The organism is Frondihabitans australicus, from assembly GCF_003634555.1.
Lineage (GTDB): Bacteria > Actinomycetota > Actinomycetes > Actinomycetales > Microbacteriaceae > Frondihabitans > Frondihabitans australicus.
On sequence record NZ_RBKS01000001.1, the window covers coordinates 15,634 to 35,462 of the forward strand.

General features: G+C 71.9%; 14 protein-coding genes. 7 read left to right on the top strand and 7 right to left on the bottom strand.

The features are described 5' to 3' along the window. The first annotated feature begins 33 nt into the window (after positions 1–33). From C8E83_RS00075 to C8E83_RS00090, 4 genes are read left to right on the top strand one after another with little or no spacing between them, the layout of a single operon-like run. Entirely contained in the window at positions 34–5,268 is a 5,235-nt protein-coding gene (locus C8E83_RS00075) for a beta strand repeat-containing protein (protein WP_121367857.1), read from the top strand. After that, entirely contained in the window at positions 5,265–6,323 is a 1,059-nt protein-coding gene (locus C8E83_RS00080; protein ID WP_121367858.1) for a glycosyltransferase family protein, read from the top strand. Before C8E83_RS00075 ends, C8E83_RS00080 begins: the two co-directional genes overlap by 4 nt. Beyond that, complete coding sequence (locus tag C8E83_RS00085) at positions 6,320–7,789, top strand: lipopolysaccharide biosynthesis protein (RefSeq protein WP_245981298.1); 1,470 nt, start codon at positions 6,320–6,322, stop codon at positions 7,787–7,789. The genes C8E83_RS00080 and C8E83_RS00085 overlap by 4 nt, the downstream gene beginning before the upstream one ends. Further along, positions 7,786–8,817 (top strand): glycosyltransferase family 4 protein, encoded by a 1,032-nt coding sequence (locus C8E83_RS00090; RefSeq protein WP_121367859.1) that lies wholly within the window; start codon positions 7,786–7,788, stop codon positions 8,815–8,817. The genes C8E83_RS00085 and C8E83_RS00090 overlap by 4 nt, the downstream gene beginning before the upstream one ends. A 38-nt stretch (positions 8,818–8,855) precedes the next feature. On the opposite strand, the gene C8E83_RS00095 is transcribed toward C8E83_RS00090, so the two are convergent. Then, the gene (locus tag C8E83_RS00095; protein ID WP_121367860.1) at positions 8,856–9,776 is read right to left on the bottom strand and encodes a glycosyltransferase family 2 protein; all 921 of its coding nucleotides are present in this window, start codon (positions 9,774–9,776) and stop codon (positions 8,856–8,858) included. Positions 9,777–9,823: 47 nt separating this feature from the next. Here C8E83_RS00095 and C8E83_RS00100 point away from each other — a divergent pair, with 47 nt between their 5' ends. Continuing rightward, complete coding sequence (locus C8E83_RS00100; protein ID WP_121367861.1) at positions 9,824–10,798, top strand: glycosyltransferase family 2 protein; 975 nt, start codon at positions 9,824–9,826, stop codon at positions 10,796–10,798. Positions 10,799–10,818: 20 nt separating this feature from the next. Here the strand turns inward: C8E83_RS00100 and C8E83_RS00105 are convergent, their stop codons facing one another. From C8E83_RS00105 to C8E83_RS19705, 6 genes are all read right to left on the bottom strand, one after another. After that, a complete protein-coding gene (locus tag C8E83_RS00105; RefSeq protein WP_121367862.1) occupies positions 10,819–11,973 on the bottom strand; it encodes a glycosyltransferase family 4 protein in 1,155 nt (384 codons plus the stop codon). Between the two features lie 4 nt (positions 11,974–11,977). After that, positions 11,978–13,381 carry a Wzz/FepE/Etk N-terminal domain-containing protein gene (locus C8E83_RS00110; RefSeq protein WP_170159800.1) on the bottom strand — a complete coding sequence of 468 codons (1,404 nt, stop codon included), beginning with the start codon at positions 13,379–13,381 and terminating at the stop codon, positions 11,978–11,980. A gap of 137 nt (positions 13,382–13,518) precedes the next feature. Beyond that, positions 13,519–15,234: a glycosyltransferase family 39 protein gene (locus C8E83_RS00115; RefSeq protein WP_121367864.1), complete on the bottom strand. Its 1,716-nt coding sequence runs from the start codon at positions 15,232–15,234 to the stop codon at positions 13,519–13,521. Further along, a complete protein-coding gene (locus tag C8E83_RS00120; RefSeq protein WP_121367865.1) occupies positions 15,231–16,274 on the bottom strand; it encodes a glycosyltransferase family 2 protein in 1,044 nt (347 codons plus the stop codon). The genes C8E83_RS00115 and C8E83_RS00120 overlap by 4 nt, the downstream gene beginning before the upstream one ends. 198 nt (positions 16,275–16,472) lie before the next feature. Further along, positions 16,473–17,279, bottom strand: a complete 807-nt coding sequence (locus C8E83_RS19700) for a putative protein N(5)-glutamine methyltransferase (RefSeq protein WP_342768941.1) — start codon at positions 17,277–17,279, stop codon at positions 16,473–16,475. Further along, entirely contained in the window at positions 17,261–17,740 is a 480-nt protein-coding gene (locus C8E83_RS19705) for a VOC family protein (RefSeq protein ID WP_211331635.1), read from the bottom strand. The genes C8E83_RS19700 and C8E83_RS19705 overlap by 19 nt, the downstream gene beginning before the upstream one ends. 94 nt (positions 17,741–17,834) lie before the next feature. On the opposite strand from C8E83_RS19705, the gene C8E83_RS00130 reads away from it, so the two are divergent. Beyond that, positions 17,835–18,860: an ADP-ribosylglycohydrolase family protein gene (locus C8E83_RS00130; protein ID WP_121367867.1), complete on the top strand. Its 1,026-nt coding sequence runs from the start codon at positions 17,835–17,837 to the stop codon at positions 18,858–18,860. Beyond that, entirely contained in the window at positions 18,857–19,819 is a 963-nt protein-coding gene (locus C8E83_RS00135; protein WP_121367868.1) for a PfkB family carbohydrate kinase, read from the top strand. Before C8E83_RS00130 ends, C8E83_RS00135 begins: the two co-directional genes overlap by 4 nt. Positions 19,820–19,829: the final 10 nt, after the last annotated feature.

Sequence of the window (19,829 nt, forward strand, 5' to 3'; positions counted from 1 at the left end):
ATCACGGCTTACCCGAATCTGTGAGGCACCCCCATGGGGAAAACCCTGCCGTCCCGCATCGCCGCTGGAGTCGCAGCAGCCGCTCTCGCCTTCTCCGCCCTCGTGGCGTTCTCGACGCCGGCCAACGCGGAGGGGAACCCCGCTGATCCGACGAACCCGGCGACCCCCGCCACGGTCACGGACGACGCCCTCTCGGCGCCGCAGATCGACGGCGTCGTGTGGTCGCAGAAGATCGTCGGCAACACGGTCTTCGCGGGCGGCAACTTCGCGACGGCGCGACCCGCAGGCTCCGCCTCCGGCGTCAACACCGTGCCGCGGACCGACATCCTGTCGTACAACCTCACGACGGGTGTCCTCAACACCGGCTTCGCTCCGACGCTGAACGGCCAGGTCAAGACGGTCGCCGCCTCGGCCGACGGCAGCATCATCTACATCGGCGGCACCTTCACCACGGTGAACGGCGTCGCGCGCAGCCGCCTCGCCGCGCTCAACGCCACCACCGGCGCCCTGATCACGACGTTCAATCCGTCGCCGAACTACACGGTGGCGGCCATCGCGGTCAGCGGCAGCACGGTCTACTTCGGCGGCGGCTTCACCAGCGTGGGCAAGTCGACCCGCAACCGCCTCGCGTCCGTCAACGGCACGACCGGCGCGCTGACGACCTGGGCCCCGGACGCCGAGGGCGGCGCGCCGACGGCTCTCGCGATCTCGCCGGACGGCACCAAGGTCGTCGTCGGCGGCGCCTTCACGACCCTCAACGGCTCGAGCAACCCGGGCTACGGCCTGGGCGAGGTGGACGCGACGTCGGGCGCGCTGCTTCCGTTCGCCGTCAACGGTCTGGTGCGTGACGCCGGAACCCAGTCGTCGATCCTGAGCCTCGCCTCCGACGCCGACGGCGTCTACGGCTCGGGCTACGTCTACGGCGCCGGCGGCAACCTCGAGGGCTCGTTCCGCGCCACGTGGGACGGCGGCAACATCACCTGGATCGAGGACTGCCACGGCGACACCTACTCGGTCGCGACCACGGCCGACGCCGAGTACGTCGCGGGCCACCCGCACTACTGCGGCAACATCGGCGGCTTCCCGCAGACCAGCCCGACCTGGACCTTCCACCGCGGCCTCGCGTTCTCGAAGGCCGCCACGCAGACCATCACGAACGACCCGTACGGCTACTACAACTTCGCCGGCAACCCCGCCCCGTCGCTCCAGAACTGGTTCCCCGACTTCAACGTCGGCACCTTCACCGGCCAGAGCCAGGGCCCGTGGAGCGTCGCGACCAGTGCCGACAGCAACTACGTCGTCTACGGCGGCGAGTTCACGACGATCAACGGGATCCAGCAGCAGGGCCTCGTCCGCTTCGCGGTGAAGTCGATCGCGCCGAACAAGATGGGCCCGAAGAACTCGGGCGCCAACTTCGTGCCGAGCCTCGTCTCGACCCAGGCCGGGAGCGTCCGCGTCTCCTGGACCGCGAACTGGGACCCGGACTCGACCAACCTCACCTACAACGTCTACCGCAACGGCGACCTGACGAAGCCGGTGTACACGACGACCCAGGCCTCCAACGTCTACACGACGCCGCAGATGGGCTTCGTCGACACCGGGCTGACACCGGGTGCCACGGTGAGCTACCGGATCCGGGCGACCGACTCCGACGGCAACACCGTGATCGGTGACGGCGTCAACATCACCGTCTCCAACGCGAACCCGTCGGCCTACTCGCAGACCGTCGCCGCCCAGGGCGCGACCGACTACTGGCCGCTCAACGAGGCCAGCGGCACCACCGTCTACGACAACGCGGGCTTCAACGACCAGGTCGCAGGATCCGGGGTCACCCGCGGTGCCGCCGGCTCCTCGTCCGACGGGACCACCGCGTCGACCTTCGACGGCTCCACCTCCGGCTACTCCGCCGAGCAGGGCTCGCCGACGACCGGCCCGCAGACCTTCACCGAGGAGGCGTGGTTCAAGACCACGACAACCGCAGGAGGCGTGATCCTCACCTTCGGCGACCAGAACACGCAGCTGTCGAGCAACTACGACCGCCGCATCTACATGACCACCGACGGCAAGATCAACTTCGGCGTCTACGACGGCAACGCCGAGGTGCTGCAGTCGGCCGGCGCGCTGAACGACGGCAAGTGGCACCAGGTGGTGGGCTCGCTGAGCTCGGCCGGCATGGCGCTGTACGTCGACGGCAAGAAGGTCACGACGAACGCCAACGTCACGACGGCCCAGAACTACAAGGGCTACTGGCGCATCGGAGGCGACTCCGCCTGGAGCGGCGCGAACTTCTTCGCCGGCTCGATCGACAACGTGTCGATCTACCCGACCCCGCTCACCGCGGCGCAGGTCAACAGCCAGTACGTGGCCGCCGGCTACCCGTCGCAGCTGAACTCGTCGCCGAGCGACGCCTACGGCTCGCAGGTGTTCACCGACAGCCCCGTGGTCTACTACCGCCTCGGCGATGCGGCCGGTTCGACCTCCGCGGCCGACTCCAGCCTCACCAACACCCCCGGTGTGGTGTCGGGCGGCGTCACGTTCGGTCAGCCGGGCGCGATCTCGGGCACCTCGAACACGGCGGCGGCGTTCGACGGATCGAGCGGCCAGGTGGCTTCGGCGCAGTCGTTCAACGACCCCGAGGTCTACACCGAGGAGGCGTGGTTCAAGACGACCACGACCACCGGCGGCAAGATCATCGGCTTCGGCAACGCCCAGACCGGACAGTCGTCGAACTACGACCGCCACATCTACATGCAGGACAATGGCCAGCTGGTGTTCGGCGTGTGGACGGGCTCGGCCCAGACGATCACGACCCCGGGCGCGTACAACGACGGCAACTGGCACTACGTCGCCGCGTCGCAGTCCTCGGCCGGCCTCGCGCTCTACGTCGACGGCAACCTCGTCGGCACGAACCCGACCACCCAGGCGCAGGCGTACTCCGGCTACTGGAAGATCGGCGGAGACACGACGTGGGGCTCCACGAGCGCCTACTTCAAGGGCACCATCGACGAGGCCGCGGTCTACGACCACGCTCTGTCGGCCTCGGCGATCGCCGCTCACTACGCGCTCGGCACGGGCTCGTCGACGAACAAGGCCCCGACGGCCTCGTTCACGAGCACCGCGGCGAACCTCAAGGAGTCGTTCGACGCCTCGGCCTCGACCGACCCCGACGGCACGATCGCCTCGTACGCCTGGAACTTCGGTGACGGATCCACCGGCACCGGCGTGAGCCCGACGCACACGTATGCCTCTGCAGGCACGTACACGGTGACGCTCACGGTGACCGACAACTCCGGCGCGACCGGGACGGCGACCAACCAGGTCACCGTGGCGGCTCCGGTGAACCAGGCGCCCACCGCCTCGTTCACGTCGAGCATGAACAACCTCCAGGTCGCCTTCGACGGCACCGGCTCGTCCGACCCCGACGGCACCGTGGCCTCCTACGCGTGGAACTTCGGCGACGGCTCGACCGGCACCGGCTCGACGGTCAACCACACGTATGCCTCTGCGGGCACGTACAGCGTCAAGCTGACCGTGACCGACAACCAGGGCGCGACCGGCACGGCCACCTCGAGCGTGACGGTCGTGGCACCGCACGTGAACCAGCCGCCGAGCGCCGTGATCACGGCCTCGACGACGGGCCTCAAGGTGTCGGTCGACGGAACCGGCTCGTCGGATCCTGACGGCACCGTGGCCTCGTACGCCTGGAACTTCGGCGACGGCTCGACGGCCACCGGCTCGACGAGCTCGCACACCTACCTGGCGGGCGGCACCTACACGGTGACGCTCACGGTGACCGACAACTCGGGTGCGACCGGCACGGCCACGCAGTCCGTGACCGTCGCGGCCCCGAACCAGGCTCCGGTGGCGAGCATGACGCTCGGTGCGAACGCGCTCACGCTGACCGCCGACGGCTCGGCGTCGCAGGATCCGGACGGCACGATCGCGGCCTACAGCTGGAACTTCGGCGACAACACGGCAGCCGCGACCACGAAGACGGCGACGCACACCTACGCCGCCGCAGGCACGTACACGGTGACGCTGACGGTCACCGACAACCAGGGCGCGACGGGCACCTCGTCGCAGACCGTGACGGTCTCGAAGGCGCCGAACGTGCTGCCGACGGCCTCGTTCACGCAGTCGGCGTCGAACCTGAAGGTCTCGGTCGACGGCACCTCGTCGACCGACCCCGACGGCACCGTGCAGTCGTACAGCTGGAACTTCGGCGACGGAACCGCCGCGGTGACCGGCGCCACGGCGACGCACACCTACGCGTCGGCGGGCACCTACAAGATCACCCTCACGGTGACCGACAACGACGGCGGCCAGGGCTCCTCGTCGCAGAACGCGACCGTGACGGCTCCGGCGAACCAGCCGCCCGTGGCCTCGTTCACGACGACGGCGTCCGGTCTCGCGCTGAGCGCCGACGGCTCGGGTTCGACCGACCCCGACGGCACGGTGGCCTCGTACTCCTGGAACTTCGGTGACGGGACGGCGGCGGTGACCGGCAAGACGGCCAACCACACCTACGCGGCGGGCGGCACCTACACGGTGTCCCTCACAGTGACGGACAACGGCGGAGCCACCAACACGGCGACCCAGTCGGTCACGGTGACTGCGCCGGCGGCCCAGGCCTTCGACCTCGACTCGTTCTCCAGGACGGTGTCGAACGGCTGGGGCACGGCCGACGTGGGCGGCGCCTGGACGCCGACCGGATCCGCGAGCGTCCTCTCGGTCGCGAACGGCGCCGGCGTGATCGCCACCACCAAGGCGGGTGCGACCAACGGCGTGCAGCTGATGGGCACGACGTCGACGAGCACCGACCTGCGGGCGCAGTTCACGCTCGACAAGGCGGCCTCCGGCGGCGGCACGTATGTGTACATCTCCGGTCGACGCGTCGACTCGAACAACGAGTACCGTGCCACGCTCCGCTTCTCGAACAGCGGCCAGGGCGTCCTCTCGCTCACGGCCATCTCGGGCGGCACCGCGACGAACCTCGGCAGCCAGGTCGTCATGCCGGGCACCATCACGGCAGGATCGAGCGTCAGCTTCCGGATGCAGGTCTCGGGCACCGGCACGACGTCGATCAAGCTCAAGGCGTGGCTCACCGGCACGACCGAGCCGAGCGGCTGGAACATCAGCCTCACGGACTCGACGCCGTCGCTGCAGAAGGCCGGCGGCATCGCGATCCAGAGCTACGTCTCGGCCAGCGCCACCACGGTGCCGCAGAACCTCTCGGTCCAGCAGCTGAGCGCACTCCCGGTCCAGTGACCGACACGGGGTCCCCGGGTCGGGGCGGCGGGAGGAGGCTGGTCGTCCAGCAGTCCTTCCCGCGGCCCCGGCCCACCACGAACCCCTACCTCCGGCTCCTCGGCGACGCGATCGCCCGGCAGCCGGGGGTGGGGGTCCTCCCGTTCTCCTGGCGGTCGGCGCTCCTGGGGCGCTACGACGTCTTCCACGTGCACTGGCCCGAGATCCTGGTGCAGGGGGCGAGCCCCGTGAAGACGGCCGTGCGCCAGCTGCTCACCCTGGCGCTCGTGGTGCGGCTCGCCGCCACCCGGACGCCCGTGGTGCGGACGCTGCACAACGTGGAGGCGCACGAGGGGCTGAGCCGGCCCCGTCGGCTCCTGCTCGGTCTGCTGGATCGCCGCACGACTCTCGTGATCCGCCTGACCGACAGCACGCCGGTGCCTCCCGGGGTGCTCAGCGAGACGATCCCGCACGGCCACTACCGCGACTGGTATCCGCGCCCGGACGGCTCGGAGCGCCAGGCGGGTCACGTCGCCTACTTCGGCCTGATCCGGCCGTACAAGGGCGTCGAGGATCTCGTCTCGGTGTTCCGCGAGCTGCCCGGCGACGTCAGCCTCACGGCGGCCGGCAAGCCGTCGAGCGACGAGCTCCGCGACGAGCTGCGCCGGCTCGCCGACGGCGACGACCGCATCGACCTGGACCTGCGCTACCTCGACGACGACGCCCTCGCGAGGACGGTCGGACGCGCCGAGCTCGTCGTGCTGCCCCACCGCAGCATGCACAACTCGGGCAGCGTGCTGGCCGCGCTCTCGCTGGATCGGCCGGTGCTCGTCCCCGCGACCGAGATCAACACCCGGCTAGCCGAGGAGGTCGGGCCGGAGTGGGTCTACGAGTACGATGACACCCTGCGCGCCAGCGACATCGAGCGCGCGCTCGAGGGGGCCTCCCGCCTCACCGGCGACGACCGACCCGACCTCTCCGGTCGCGAGTGGGACGACGCAGGCAGGCGGCACGTCGAGGCGTACCGGCGGGCGATCAGCGCGATGACGACGAGGCGGGGAGGGCGGTCAGCGTGAGCCAGACCACCGAGCACGCCCCGGCGACCGGCTCCGTCGCCGTCGCAGGGGAGCACCGGCGTCACCGAGGCGGCCGCCCGGCCGGCGGCGCGATGAGGGCCGTCGGCTCGACCGCGGTGACGAAGGTCTTCGTCATGGCGATCTCCGGCATCCTCGGCATCATCACGAGCCGCCTGATCATCGCCCACTTCGGCACGGCCGCCTACGCGCAGTACGGCCTCCTCTCGACGTTCCCGACCCTCCTGCCGTTCGCCGACCTCGGCATCGCCGCCGTGGTGATCAACGCGGTCGCCGCCTCCGACGAGCCGCGCCGCGACGAGATGGTCAAGCGGACCATCGTGACGGCGTTCCGGATCCTCCTCGCCTCCGGCGGCATCATGGTGATCGTCGCCCTGGTGCTCACCGCGTTCGACCTCTGGCCGCTCCTGCTGGGCGAGGGCCTCCTGCCGGGCGGCAACCTCGCGGCCGGCCTCTGCCTCGCGGTCTTCGGCGTCGTGGTGCCGCTGACCGTCGGCCAGCGCGTTCTCGTGGGCCTCAAGAAGACCACGACGCAGGTCGCGAGCCAGGCGGTCGTCGCGCCGTTCATGCTCCTGTGCATCGGCGTCTTCGTCATGTTCATGATCCCGGCGGGCACCTACCTCGCCGTGGCGTCGTACGTCGCGAACAGCCTGGTCTCGGTGATCTGCATGATCGTCGCTGCCCGCACCCTGCGCCCCCAGATCGGCCAGGCCGTCCGGATGATCCGGCACGTCCGCTCGTACGAGAGCGTCCCCGCGATCGGCCTCGCCTGGCCGATGCTCGTGCAGATGGTCGCCCTGCCGGTCGCGATGCAGACCGACCGGCTGCTGCTCAGCCACGTGTCGGGCGACGTGCAGCTGGCCCAGTACAACCTCGCCTCACAGCTCTTCGGCATCGTCCTGCAGACCATCGCCGCCGCCGGGGTCGCCCTGTGGCCGGTCTATGCGAAGGCCCGGGCGCAGGGCCGGGTCGAGTCGCCCACGAAGCCGACGCTGTGGTTCCTGCTCGGAGGCCTGGTCGTCGGCGGGTGCCTCGCGCTCGTCTCGCCGTGGCTGGTCGAGTTCGTCTCGAGCGGCAAGATCCACCTGCCCGTGCTGCTCGTCGTCTCGTTCGTCGTGTTCGTGGCGCTGCAGGCCTGCAAGTACCCGATCGGCATGTACATGACCGACAAGGGCGGTCTCGTCTTCCAGGTCGTGCCGATCCTGCTCATGGTGCCGCTGAACCTCGGCGTCTCGTGGCTGCTCATCGCTCCGTTCGGCGCCGCCGGCCCGGTCATCGGCTCGGCCCTGTCGGTCGCCGCCTGCCAGGTCGGGCCGAACTTCTGGTACGTCTCGCGCGACCTGAAGCGCCGCCGGGCCGCTCAGGCCGCAGGAGCCGCCGCACCGCCGTCCGCTGACGAGGCCCGCGAGGCCGAGTCCGACTTCCTCGCCGACCAGACGGAGACGTGACCGTGCTCGAAGTGCTCTTCCCCGAGGGACGCGACGTCGCCGGCTGGGCCGAGCGCCATGGCCGTGGCGAGACCCCGGGCCTGTGGCCCTACGGTCTCGACGGACTCCGCGCCCTCGACCCCGACGCCCGGATCGCCGAGCTCGCGAAGCCGACCCGCTTCGAGGCGGCGCGCGCCCGCCTCCTGCCCGGCCGCAGGCCGAAACTCGGGTCGGCGGCCACGGCGGAGGTCGGCATCACCTGGGACGAGAACACCGGCCGTCTCATGGCGCTGACGCGCCCGCACGAGCGCATGTACACCGGAGTGATCTGGGTGACCGATCTGGTCGCGCGCGGGCGTGACACGGGCAGGATGCGCGAGATCCTGCGCGAGATGGACGGCCTGTGGGTGATCTCCCGCGGCCAGCTGGAGCCGCTGCGCGACTTCGTCGGCGACGACGGGCCGCCGATCGCGTACTTCCGGTTCGGCGTGGACGCCGACTTCTTCCCGTACCGCCCGTACCCGACCCAGCCCCTGGTCGTGAGCGTCGGCGGCGACCGCGACCGCGACGCCGCGACGCTGTTCGCGGCGCTCGAGCAGGTGCACGAGAGCGTGCCCGAGGCCCGGATCGTCGTGCAGACCACGTCGACGCTCACGGCTCCTCGCGGCGTCGAGACGGTCGCGCACCTGAGCCATCGGGAGCTCGCCGACCTCTACGCCGAGGCGTCCGTCGTCGCGATCGCGACCGGGCAGAACCTCCACGCGTCGGGCATGACGGTGAGCCTGGAGGCGATGGCCACGGGGCGCCCCGTGGTCATGACGCGCACGCCCGGCATCGAGGACTACGTCGACCACGGCAGCACCGGTCTTCTCGTGCCGGTCGGTGACGCGGAGGCGCTCAGCGAGGGCGTCGTGCGCCTCCTCGGCGACCCGCGGCTGGCCGAGGCCTACGGTCGCGCCGGCCGTGCCGAGGTCGAGGAGTGGGGCACGACGCGGGCGATGGTCGAGCGGATGGGGGCGTTCCTCGGGCTCACCGAGGACGCGCGGTAGCCTGCTCGCCGCGGCTGCGGGACGCGGCGCGGCGGCGGCTAGGGACGAGCGCGGCGGCGCAGCTCCTGCGCCGCGATGCCTCGGCCCTCGAGGACGGCCCGGAGACCCACCAGCAGTGTGCCGGGCGACGTGACGAACTGCCGGCGACCGCCCTGCAGCAGCACCTCCCACGCCACGCGCGGGGTGAGGCGCCGCCAGGCGACGAGAGTCGGCGTGTCGAGGTGCCGCGCGGCGAAGAGCAGCCGGTTGCGGATGTTGTAGCGGTAGTACGTCGCGGACTTCGCCTCGCCCGCCCCGTGCGCCCCGGCGGATCCCTGCGTGCCGCCCTGCGCGTGCACGGCGGTGGCCTCCTCGACGACCCGCAGCGCGCCTCCTGCGGCCCTGACGCGGTGGCTGAGGTCGACGTCCTCCCAGTAGAGGAAGTACCCCTCGTCGAACCCGCCTGTCACCTCCCAGAGCTCGCGCGAGAGCATGAGGCAGGCGCCGCTGAGCCACTCCTCGACCTCGGCGCCGTCGAGGCGCCGCCGCCGCGAGCGGATCCGGCCGTCGGCGAGGTACAGGTCGCTGCCCGCGAACCACACGGAGCCGTCAGGCCGCAGGATCCGAGGCGCCGCCAGAGTGAGCGCCTCCTCGTCCACCACCGCCGCCAGGCCCTCGACCGAGGCTTGGTCGACAGTGGCGTCGGGGTTCAGCAGCAGCAGGCGGTCGGCCCCGTCGTCGAGCGCTCGTGCGACGCCGAGGTTCATGCCGCCGCCGAAGCCGGTGTTCGAGTCGGGCAGCACGGTGGCCCAGCCCTCGCCGGCGGCCAGCGCGACGAGCAGGGCGCGCTCGGCGTCGTCCGTGCGGTTGTCGACGACGACGACGGAGAGGTGGGGTGCGCTGCGGGTGAGCGGCGCGAGATTCTCCCGCAGCAGAGCGGCGGAGCCGTAGCTCACGACGACGACGGTGACCGGTCTCATCCGCGAAGCCCTCCCGAGAGACGCTCAGGTACGGAAGAATCGTGAGCATGACCCGCGCCACGCTCACCATCGCCGTGCTGACCTACCGTCGACCCGACGACCTCGGCGCGGTGCTGCCGCTGCTGGCCTCGCAGGCCGTGGCGGCGGCTGCGGCGGACTACGACACCCGTGTGCTCGTCGTCGACAACGATCCCGGCGCCTCGGCGCGCGACCAGGTGGCGGCGTTCGCGGCCACCGCCGAGGCGGCCACCGCCGGGTCGACCCCGGCCGGCGCGACCGTGGCGTACGCCCACGAGCCCGAGCCCGGCATCGCCGCCGCCCGCAACCGCGCGCTCGAGGCCAGCGCCGAGAGCGACCTGCTCGTCTTCATCGACGACGACGAGCGGCCGAGCGACAAGTGGCTGGTCACCCTCCTCGACGCGTTCGAGATCGAGGGGCCGGCCGCCGTCGTGGGCCCGGTCGTCTCCGACTACTCGGTCGAGCCCGACCCGTGGATCGTGGCCGGCCGCTTCTTCGACCGCCGCCGACTGCCCACCGGCACCGAGGTCGACGTCGCCGCGACGAACAACCTGCTGCTCGACCTGCGCCTGATGCGGAGCTGGGGGCTGGAGTTCGAGCGGTCCCTCGGCACGATCGGCCGCAGCGACACCGTGTTCACCCGCTCGATCGTCCGCCACGGAGGCCGCATGATCTGGTGCGACGAGGCCGTCGTCACCGACGTCGTGCCACCGCACCGCCTGACCCGACAGTGGGTCGTGCAGCGCGCCTTCTCGAGCGGCAACGGCTGGAGCCTCACGTCGCTGCTCCTCGCGCCCGGCCGGGGCCTCCGCCTGCCGCTGCGACTCCGCCTCACCGGCAAGGGTCTCGTGCGTCTCGCCGGCGGCGGCGCGCGGGTCGTGGTCGGGTCCGTCGCCCGCTCGATGGGCCAGCGCGCCCGGGGCGTCCGCACCATCGCCCGCGGCGCCGGCATGGTCTCGGGCGCGTGGGGGCACCGCTACCAGGAGTACCGCCGCAGCGCCTGAGCCTGCAGCGCGTGTACGCGTCACGACGCCACCGGCTCTCGCACCCGCTCGAACAGGAAGTCGTCGGCGAGCAGCCGGGCGTCGACCGGGGGCAGCGTCGCGAGCACCTCGGCCCGCGACGGTCCGCCCTCCAGGGAGGCGACGATCGCGGCGGCCAGGGCCTCGGGCGAGGTGGCGGGCTCGCTGATCCTGTGCCCCGACTCTCTCAGCCACGACGCCAGGCCGGTCTCGTCGGTCGCCACCACGCGGCAGCCGTGCGAGAGCGCCTCGACGATCGGCAGCCCGATCTGCTCGCGCCACGTGGGCGACGGCTGCGACGGCAGGGCGAGCACGGCCGTGCGGGCGAGCTGCTCGTGGATCACCCGGCGCGCAGGATCGACGAGAACCTCGATCGATCCGTCGCCCGCCGCGACCTCGCGCATCTCGCCCTCGAGCGGCCCCTTGCCGAGCACCAGCAGCGTCGCGCCGGGCACCCGCTCGCGGACGAGCGGCCAGGCCGCGAGGAGCACACGCACGCCCTTCCGCTCCATGAGTGCGCCGAGGAAGGTGACGCCCAGCGGCCTCTGCTCCGCCTCGGGTGCCGTCACCGGATGGGGCGTCGAGAGCGCCAGGATCGTCGACACCTCGGCGCGCGGGGGTCGCCCGAGCACCTCGCCGTACACGTCGCGCGCGGCCGGGGTGCCGAACACCACCCGATCGACCCGGGCCCAGACGCGCCGTGCGACGACACGGTCGAGTGCTCGCCGGAGCCTCGTGCGCAGACCCCGGAGGCCTCCGCGCCGCGGGCCCTGCCGGAACGGGTCGGTGTTGCCGATGCAGTACGTCACCACCTGCGCGCGCCCGCGCCGGAGCACCCCGCGCAGCGAGAGCGCCGCGAGGGCCCACGCCGTCGAAGGCAGGCTCGAGAGCATGAGGGGCTCGTTGATCTCGATCCTGCGGACGGGGGAGCGCAGGAGCAGCAGGGCGCTCTTCAGGCCGCTCGCCTGCACCAGGTCGAGTCCGCGGGCGGCGTCCTCGTCGAAGTCGTAGCGCCGCACACCGTAGAGGATCGTCGCCGGGCTCAGCTCGTGCGCGCGCTCGAGGTGAGCGGTGCGGAGGGTCTGGTACAGGCGGACGTCGGGCAGCGTGCGCCCGACGCGGGCGGGCGCCGGGGGCGCTCCGCTCGACGTCGGCATGCGGCTACTTCGCGTCGGTGCCCGTGACGGGGACCGGTCCGGTCGCCGGTGCGGCCGAGGTCGACGGCGCGGTCGCCGGGTGAGCGGTCGCGGCGTGCTCCTCGCGCGAGGGCGCCTTGACGTCGACCAGGACGACCCCGAGCACCGACGCCTGGACGGCGTGGATGGTCTCGATCGCGCGGACGAGCTGCGCCCGGCGCGTGCGGCGTGCCGAGGCGGCGATGAGCGCGCCCTCGGTCTGGTGGACGAGCGTGACCGAGTCGGCCGCCGAGAGGATGGCGGGCGAGACCACGACGACGAGGTCGTAGCCGTTCTTCGCGGCGTCGAGAGCCTTGCCCAGGCCGCTGGAGCCGAGGATGAACGCGGGGTTCGACTGCGCCTGGCCGGCGACCAGCACGTCGACGCCGCCGGTCCACTCCTGGATCGCGTCTTCCAGCTTCGCGCCGCCGATGACGTCGCTGAGGCCGCGGGGGCTGGTGACGCCGGTGGCGGCGCCGACCTGGGGCGACCGGAGGTCGGCGTCGATCACGAGGACCGCCTTGCCGCGCTCGGCCGTGGCCAGGGCGAGGTTGAGGGCGAGGTCGGCCGCGTCGTGCCCGCCGAGCGGCGAGGCGACGAGGACCGACTCGAGGCTGCCGGCGACGCCCGTGTACTGCAGGGTGGCGCCGACGAGGCGGAAGTCCTCGGCACGGGCGCTCGCCGGCGACTTGACCAGCGACAGTCCGGCGGCCTCGGAGGGTGCGCGGCGGATCGTGCCGACGACGGGCGCCTCGAGCACGCGGTCGAGGTCGTGGCGGCTGCGGATCCGGGTGTCGACGAGCGCGCGGATGATGGCGACGATGACGCCGACGGCGAGACCGATGATCAGCGCCGTGATGTCGATGAGGTGGCGGTTGGGCGAGCGCGGGCCGGCCGGGGTCTGCGCGGGCTGCACGACCGAGAGGGCCACGGGCTCGGTGCCGGCCTTCGTCGACGGGCTGAGCTTGGGGGCGACGACGCTCAGCGAGTGGGCCACGGCGTTCGCGATCGACGCGGAGCCGCGGGCGGTGGAGTCGGAGACGGTGATCTCGACGAAGACGGTGTTCGTCGGGCTCGTCGACGAGATGCTGCGCGCGAGCTTCGTCGGAGTCGTCGAGAGACCGAGCTCGTCGATCACCGGGTCGAGGACCCGGGCCGTCGTGGCCAGCTCGGCGTACGAGGAGACGAGCGCGTGCGTGTACGTCGACCCCTGGGCGAGCTGGTCGATCGTCGAGCCCTCGGCCACCGAGACGAAGACCTTGCTGGTCGACTGGTAGACGTCGGGCTTCCCGTGGCCGTAGCCGTAGCCGGCGGCCAGGCCGACGAGGCCGAGCACCACGACGACGATCCAGCTCTTGCGGATCGCGGTCCAGTAATCGCGAGGGTCCATGAAATCGCTCCCCAATCCATGTCGATGGGGCCTCGTGCTGGCGATCGGGATTTCGGGCTCCCGGGCCATCTCACGCAGAGGTCTCCCGAGAGCCTGACTAGCGAATCCCGCTCATCTTACGGCAGTGGCGGGAGTGCTCACGAGGCTCTTTCTGCTCTCACCGCGTCGGCAGGTGCCCCCAAAAGAGGGGACACATCGGGGGACGTCTCGTCGCGGCGGCGAAAGCGCTCCGCGAGCGATCGCATCGACACGCCCGCGAGCACCACGAAGAAGGGCACGTAGAGGTACACGTAGCGCGAGCGACCCTCGAACAGCATGAGGAAGACGATGAGGCCCAGGATCGCGACACGCATCGCGACCGACGCGTCCCCGAACAGTCTCCGATCGCGGCGGAGCACGAGGGGCGCGGCGCCCAGAAGCAGCACCAGGGTCCACATCGCCTGCCACAGGTCGACGAGCGCCGGGTGGAGAGCGCCCGAGGGGCCGTAGACCGCCTGGGCGTCCTTCCCGAGCGAGTCGGTCACGATGAACGGCAGGTTGAGCTCGCCTCCTTCCTGCCACTGGTAGAAGGTGCCGTCGCCGAGGAACCTGGCGGTCTTCTCGGCCAGGAACCCGGCGTACCTGACGGGGCCCTGCGCGGCCACGTTCGAGGCGTAGCCCTGAAGGCCCTCGGCGAACTTGCCGGCCTCGGTCGGGATCGCGCGGGTGACGGCGACGTCATGGGCGTCGTAGCCGCCGGTGCCGTGCGATCCCATCTTGAGGAAGTGCGTGAGCGGGAACTGCGTCGTGTCGTGCGCCAGCGAGAACGGGACCGTGCCGGAGCGATCGAGCACCGCGCCGATGCCGACGTGCGCCACTCCCAGCACGACGAGCGCCGCGACGATCGACGCGACCGGAGGCAGCAGCGCCCGAGCGCCCGCGCGCCGCAGCGGCACCCGGATCAGCACGACGAGAGCGACGGCGACGACCGCGAAGACGGTCGTCGGCTTGATCTCGTACCCGACGGCCGTCACGAGTCCGATCCCGCCCCACCAGAGCAGCCGGGCGCGCGTCGTCCCGGCGGAGTCGGCCCTGAGGAACAGGTAGATCACGAGGATCGGGAAGACCAGCCCCAGCGTGTCGGAGTACACCGTTCCGATCCACGGCGACAGGACCACGAGCACGGCGGTCGGCAGCAGGGTGAAGATCGCCACCTGGCGTCCTGCGACCCGACGCGCCACGGTGAAGGTGAGGAGCACGCCGCACGCGAGCACGGCGGCGTTCGCCGCGACGGCGAGGGCGTAGAAGAGCGCCGGCGGCCCCGAGATGTGAGCGATCGCCTTGACGAGGGCGAACGACTTCCAGAGCGAGAAGGTGAGGAAGACGTTGTTCGGGTACATCGAGAAGTAGCGCACCTCCTCGCCGTTCAGGCCGTGGCCCGCGGTGAGGTTGATGGCGGCGCCGAACACGACCCCGGCGTCGAATCCCGGGCTCCTGAGCGTGAGCATGCCGATGACCAGCAGGATCGCGAAGGCCGCGACCACGACACCCGCCACGGCCAGCCCGTTCGCCCGGCGAGACCGGCGCGCGAACCGGCGGTCGACGACACCCGCCCAGAGGTAGGCGAACGGCAGCGCGGCCGCCAGCACCACCGCCGTGATCGTCACGGCGATCATCGAGTAGCGGCGCGGGCCGAACCAGGGGTCGAGGACGAGGTTCGCCACCACGGCGGCGAGCACGACGGCCAGGACGAGCGACACGACGACGAAGGCGCCGCGGGGGCGCCGCTGTGACCCGTCGACGGTGGCGGAAGGCGTGGGGTCGGGATCCTGCGTCCCGGAGCCATCGACGGTGACGGCGGTGTCGGCGGTCACTGCGTGGCTGCGGTTCGGTCGTCGGCGGAGGCCGGCGTGCCCACGGGGGCGACGCTGGTCGCCTGCGGGGCCGACGCTGCGGCGGCGATCGGCGTCACGAGCGCGACGGGAGAGGGGCGCTCGTCGCGGAGGGCGTAGAGGGGGCGCTGCTGCACCTGCCGGTAGATCCGGCCGACGTAGCCGCCGAGGATCCCCAGCATGATCAGCTGCAGGCCGCCCATGAGCAGGATCGACAGGACGATGAACGCCCAGCCCGCGACGACCACCTGTGGCACGAACAGCTTCATGACCAGCACGTAGACGATGCCGACGACGCTGAACGCGGCGGCGACGAAGCCGATGCGCGAGATGATCTTGAGCGGAAACGTCGAGAAGCCCATGATCCCGTCGGTGGCGAAGGTGATCATCTTGCCGAGCGGGTACCCGGACTCGCCCGAGTGGCGCTCGTCGCGGTCGAACTGCACGGCGGTCTGGTCGAAGCCGATGAAGCTCACCATGCCGCGGAGGAAGCGGTCGCGCTCCTTGTACTTGGACAGTTCGTCGACCACGCGCCGGTCGAGGAGGCGGAAGTCACCCGTGTTCGCCGGGATGTCGACCTCCGACATGTAGCGGAGGCCCTTGTAGAAGGCCGCGGCGGTCGCCTTCTTGAACGGGGTGTCCTTCCGCGACCGACGCTGCGCGTAGACGACGTCCCAGCCCTCCTCCCACTTGGCGAGGAGGTCGATCGAGACCCGCGGGGGATCCTGCAGGTCGGAGTCCATGATGATCACGGCGTCGCCGGTCGACGCGTCGAGCCCCGCCGTCACCGCGATCTGGTGGCCGTAGTTCCGGGCGAAGTCGAGGACTTTCACCCGCGGGTCGTCGGCGGCCAGCGCGCGGAGCTTCGCCAGCGAGTCGTCGCGCGAGCCGTCGTTGACGAAGATCAGCTCGATCTCGTAGGGGAGGCCGCGCACGACCTCGTCGACCGTGCGGTAGAGCAGGTCGATGTTGCCGGTCTCGTTGTAGATCGGGAAGACGTAGGAGACTCGTGATCCGCGCATCGCTGCATGTCCTGGGGTAAGCGAAGGGACCGCGTGCCGTACGCGGTACCGTCGGCGATCGCTCGGGTCCACCGCGGTTTCGGGTCGGGGCAGACTCGTCGGGCACGATCGACGATGGCTCATTTACGCAGTCTCGGGGCCCGCTGTCAAGGGCTTGTGTGCACGCTGCGCAGCCGTCTCGTCACGCCGGCGCCCCGGTCATCGCCGGCGGAGCGCCCCGGTCACGACGGTCGCGTCGAGATCGTCGTCGCGCACGACCCTCGCCGCGAACCCGTTCGCCTCCAGATGCGCGACGGTCGTCGCCGACTGGCGCTCGCTCGTCTCGATGGCGAGCACGCCCTCCGATCGCAGCCATTCCGGCGCCGTCTCGGCGATCCGGCGCTGCAGCTCGGTGCCCGTGGGGCCGCCGTCGAGGGCGTGGTTCGGTTCGTGCTCGCGGGCCTCGGCGGGCATGAAGGCGATCTCGCCGGTGGGCACGTAGGGTGCGTTCGCCACGACGACGTCGAGCCGGCCGCGCCACTCGGGCGGCAGCGCGTCGAACAGGTCGCCGGTGAAGACGTGGCCTGCGTCGCGGACGTTCGTGCGGGCGTCGGCGGTGGCGCGCTCGTCGAGGTCGGCGGCGAGCACCCGCGCTCTCGGACGTGCGGCCTCGATCGCCGCGGCGACGGCGCCGGCCCCGCAGCAGAGGTCGAGCACGGCGGCGTCGGTCGCACGGTCGGCGAGTGCCGTTGCCGCCAGGGCGACCTCGACCAAGAGGCCCGTGCGCTGCCGCGGCACGAACACCCCCGGCGCCACGTTCACCCGCAGCCCCCGGAACTCGGCCCAGCCCACGATCACCTCGAGCGGCTCACCGGCCTCGCGACGGCGCAGGCGCGCCTCCAGGGCGGCCTCGTCGGGGTCGTCGGCGAGCAGGATCCGCGCCTCGTCTTCTGCGAACACGCAGCCGGCCGCCCGGAGGCGTGCGACGACCTCGTCGACGGGAGCGTTCAGGATCCTGCGCCCGATGCCGCGACAGCGGCCTCCACGGCCGACTCGAGGTCGGCGATGACGATCTTCGTCATGCCCATCATCGCCTGCATCGCGGCCTGGGCGACGACCGGATCGGAGTCGCCCATCAGCTCGGGCAGGCGCGTCGGCACGATCTGCCACGCCATGCCGAACCGGTCGAACAGCCAGCCGCACTGGCTCTCGCGGCCGTCGCCGGCGGTGAGGGAGTCCCAGTAGTGGTCGACCTCGGCCTGGTCGGCGCACGAGACCATGAACGACACCGACTCGTGGAACGGCACCTCGTAGCCGTTGATCAGAGTCCAGGTCTGGCCGCCCATCTCGAGCGTCGCCGCCAGGAGCTTCCCGTCGGGGTAGCGGCTGCGATCGGTCACGATCGCATCCGGGAAGATGCCGCAGTAGTAGTCGAGCGCCTCTTCGGCACGGTCGCCGTAGAGGAGGGCTGGGGAGATCTTCGACATGGTCACCTCGCTGGTCGCGGTCGTCGCCCGCCGCGTCGAGCGAGCCCGGGGACATCCTCGTCCGCCGTGAAGGCAACGATGCCACGATGGGAGCATGACCGGCGACCCCGTCCTCACCGATCGCGCCACCGCCTGCCTCACCGGGCTGGCGATCGGTGACGCCCTCGGCATGCCGACCCAGTCGATGTCGCGCGGCATGATCCTCCGCGACCACGGCCGCATCACCGATTTCGTCGACGCCGGCCCGCACCAGCGGATCGCCGCCGGCATGACCGCGGGCAGCGTCACCGACGACACCGAGCAGGCCCTCCTGCTCGCCCGGCTGATCGTGGACGGCCACGGTGTCGTCGACCCGCTGGAGTTCGCCGACCGCCTCGTCGAGTGGGAGCGCGGCATGCAGGCCCGCGGCTCCCTCGACCTGCTCGGCCCGTCGACGAAGGCCGCCGTGCAGAAGATCCTCGACGGCGTGCCCGCCTCCGAGGCCGGGAAGACCGGCACGACCAATGGCGCCGCCATGCGCATCGCACCCGTCGGCATCGCCACGCCCGTCCACGACCTCGAGGCCCTCGTCGACGCGGTGGAGGAGGCCAGCGCGGTCACCCACAACACGGGCCTCGGCATCGCGGGAGCATCGGCCGTCGCCGCCGCGATCAGCGCGGGGCTCGACGGCGCGGGGGTCGAGGAGGCTCTCGACGCGGCCACCGACGCCGCCGCGATCGGGGCGACCCGCGGCTCCTGGGTCGTCGGTGGGAACGTCGCCGCCCGGATCGCCTGGGCTCGGGCGTTTCTCGCCGGAATCCCTGCCGACGAGCGCCTCGGCGCCGTCTACGACGTGATCGGCACGTCGGTCGCCTCGCAGGAGTCGGTGGTCGCCGCGCTCGCCCTCGTCTCGATCGAGCAGGAGCCGTGGGTCACCCTGGGCGACGCCGCCTCCGTCGGCGGCGACACCGACACGATCGGGGCGATGGCCGGCGCCGTGCTGGGGGCGATCCACGGGTCGTCCGTCTGGCCGGGTGCCGCCGTCGACACCGTGACCCGGGTGAACGCCCTCGACCTCGCGCCGCTCGTCGACGGTCTGCTCGTGATCCGCGGGAGGCGGGCCGGGCGGGGGCTGTCGTGAGTCGGCTCATCCACGTCGGCAACGCGATCGTCGACGTCGCCCTGACCGTGTCGGGACTGCCCGAGCGCGGAGGGGACGTGATCGCCTCGGCGACCTCGCTCACCGCGGGCGGGGCGGTCAACACCCTCGTCGCCGCCGCCCGCGACGGGCTGCCCGCAGTTCACGCCGGGGTCCGCGGCACCGGGCCCTTCGCCGACGTCGTCGCGGCGGCCCTCGAGACGGCCGGCGTCGAGGCGATCGGGCCCGTCGCTCGCGATGTCGACACGGGCTTCTCGATCGTTCTCGTCGAGCCGTCGGCCGAACGGACCTTCGTCACGAGCGTCGGCGCGGAGGCTCGGCTCAGCCAGCCCGACCTCGCGCAGGTCGAGGTCGAGGCGGGCGACGTGATCGTCGTCACGGGCTACGCCCTGCAGCACTCGGGCGTCGCGATCGCGTCGTGGCTGTCGACCGTCCCCGTCGAGGCGACCGTCGTCGTCGACCCGTCGCCGATCGTCGCCACCCTCGACCCCGGCACGCTCGCGGCCGTGCTCGCGCGCGCCGACGTGCTCACGGCCAACGCGCGCGAGGCACGGCTGATGGTCGGCGGGGGAGCGGGCGCCGGTGCCGCGGGCGACGCCGTCGCCCTCGCCGCTCTGTTGCGTCCTTGCGCCGCCGCGCTCGTCCGCGACGGCGTCGACGGGTGCTGGGTCGCCGTGGCGCCCGGCGTGCCCGATGCCACCGACGTGCCTCGCGCGGCCGAGCGCGCCGCGCACCACGTGCCCGGCTTCGCCGTGACCGCCGTCGACACCACGGGCGCCGGCGACGCCCACTGCGGCGTGCTCTGCGCAGCCCTCTCGCGCGCCGAGCCGCTCGTCGACGCCGTCCGCCGCGCGAACGCGGCCGCCGCGCTCGCCGTGACCCGTCGCGGCCCCGCCACGTCGCCCGCCTCCGCCGAGATCGACGCGCTCCTCGCCGCCTAGGGGCCCTCTA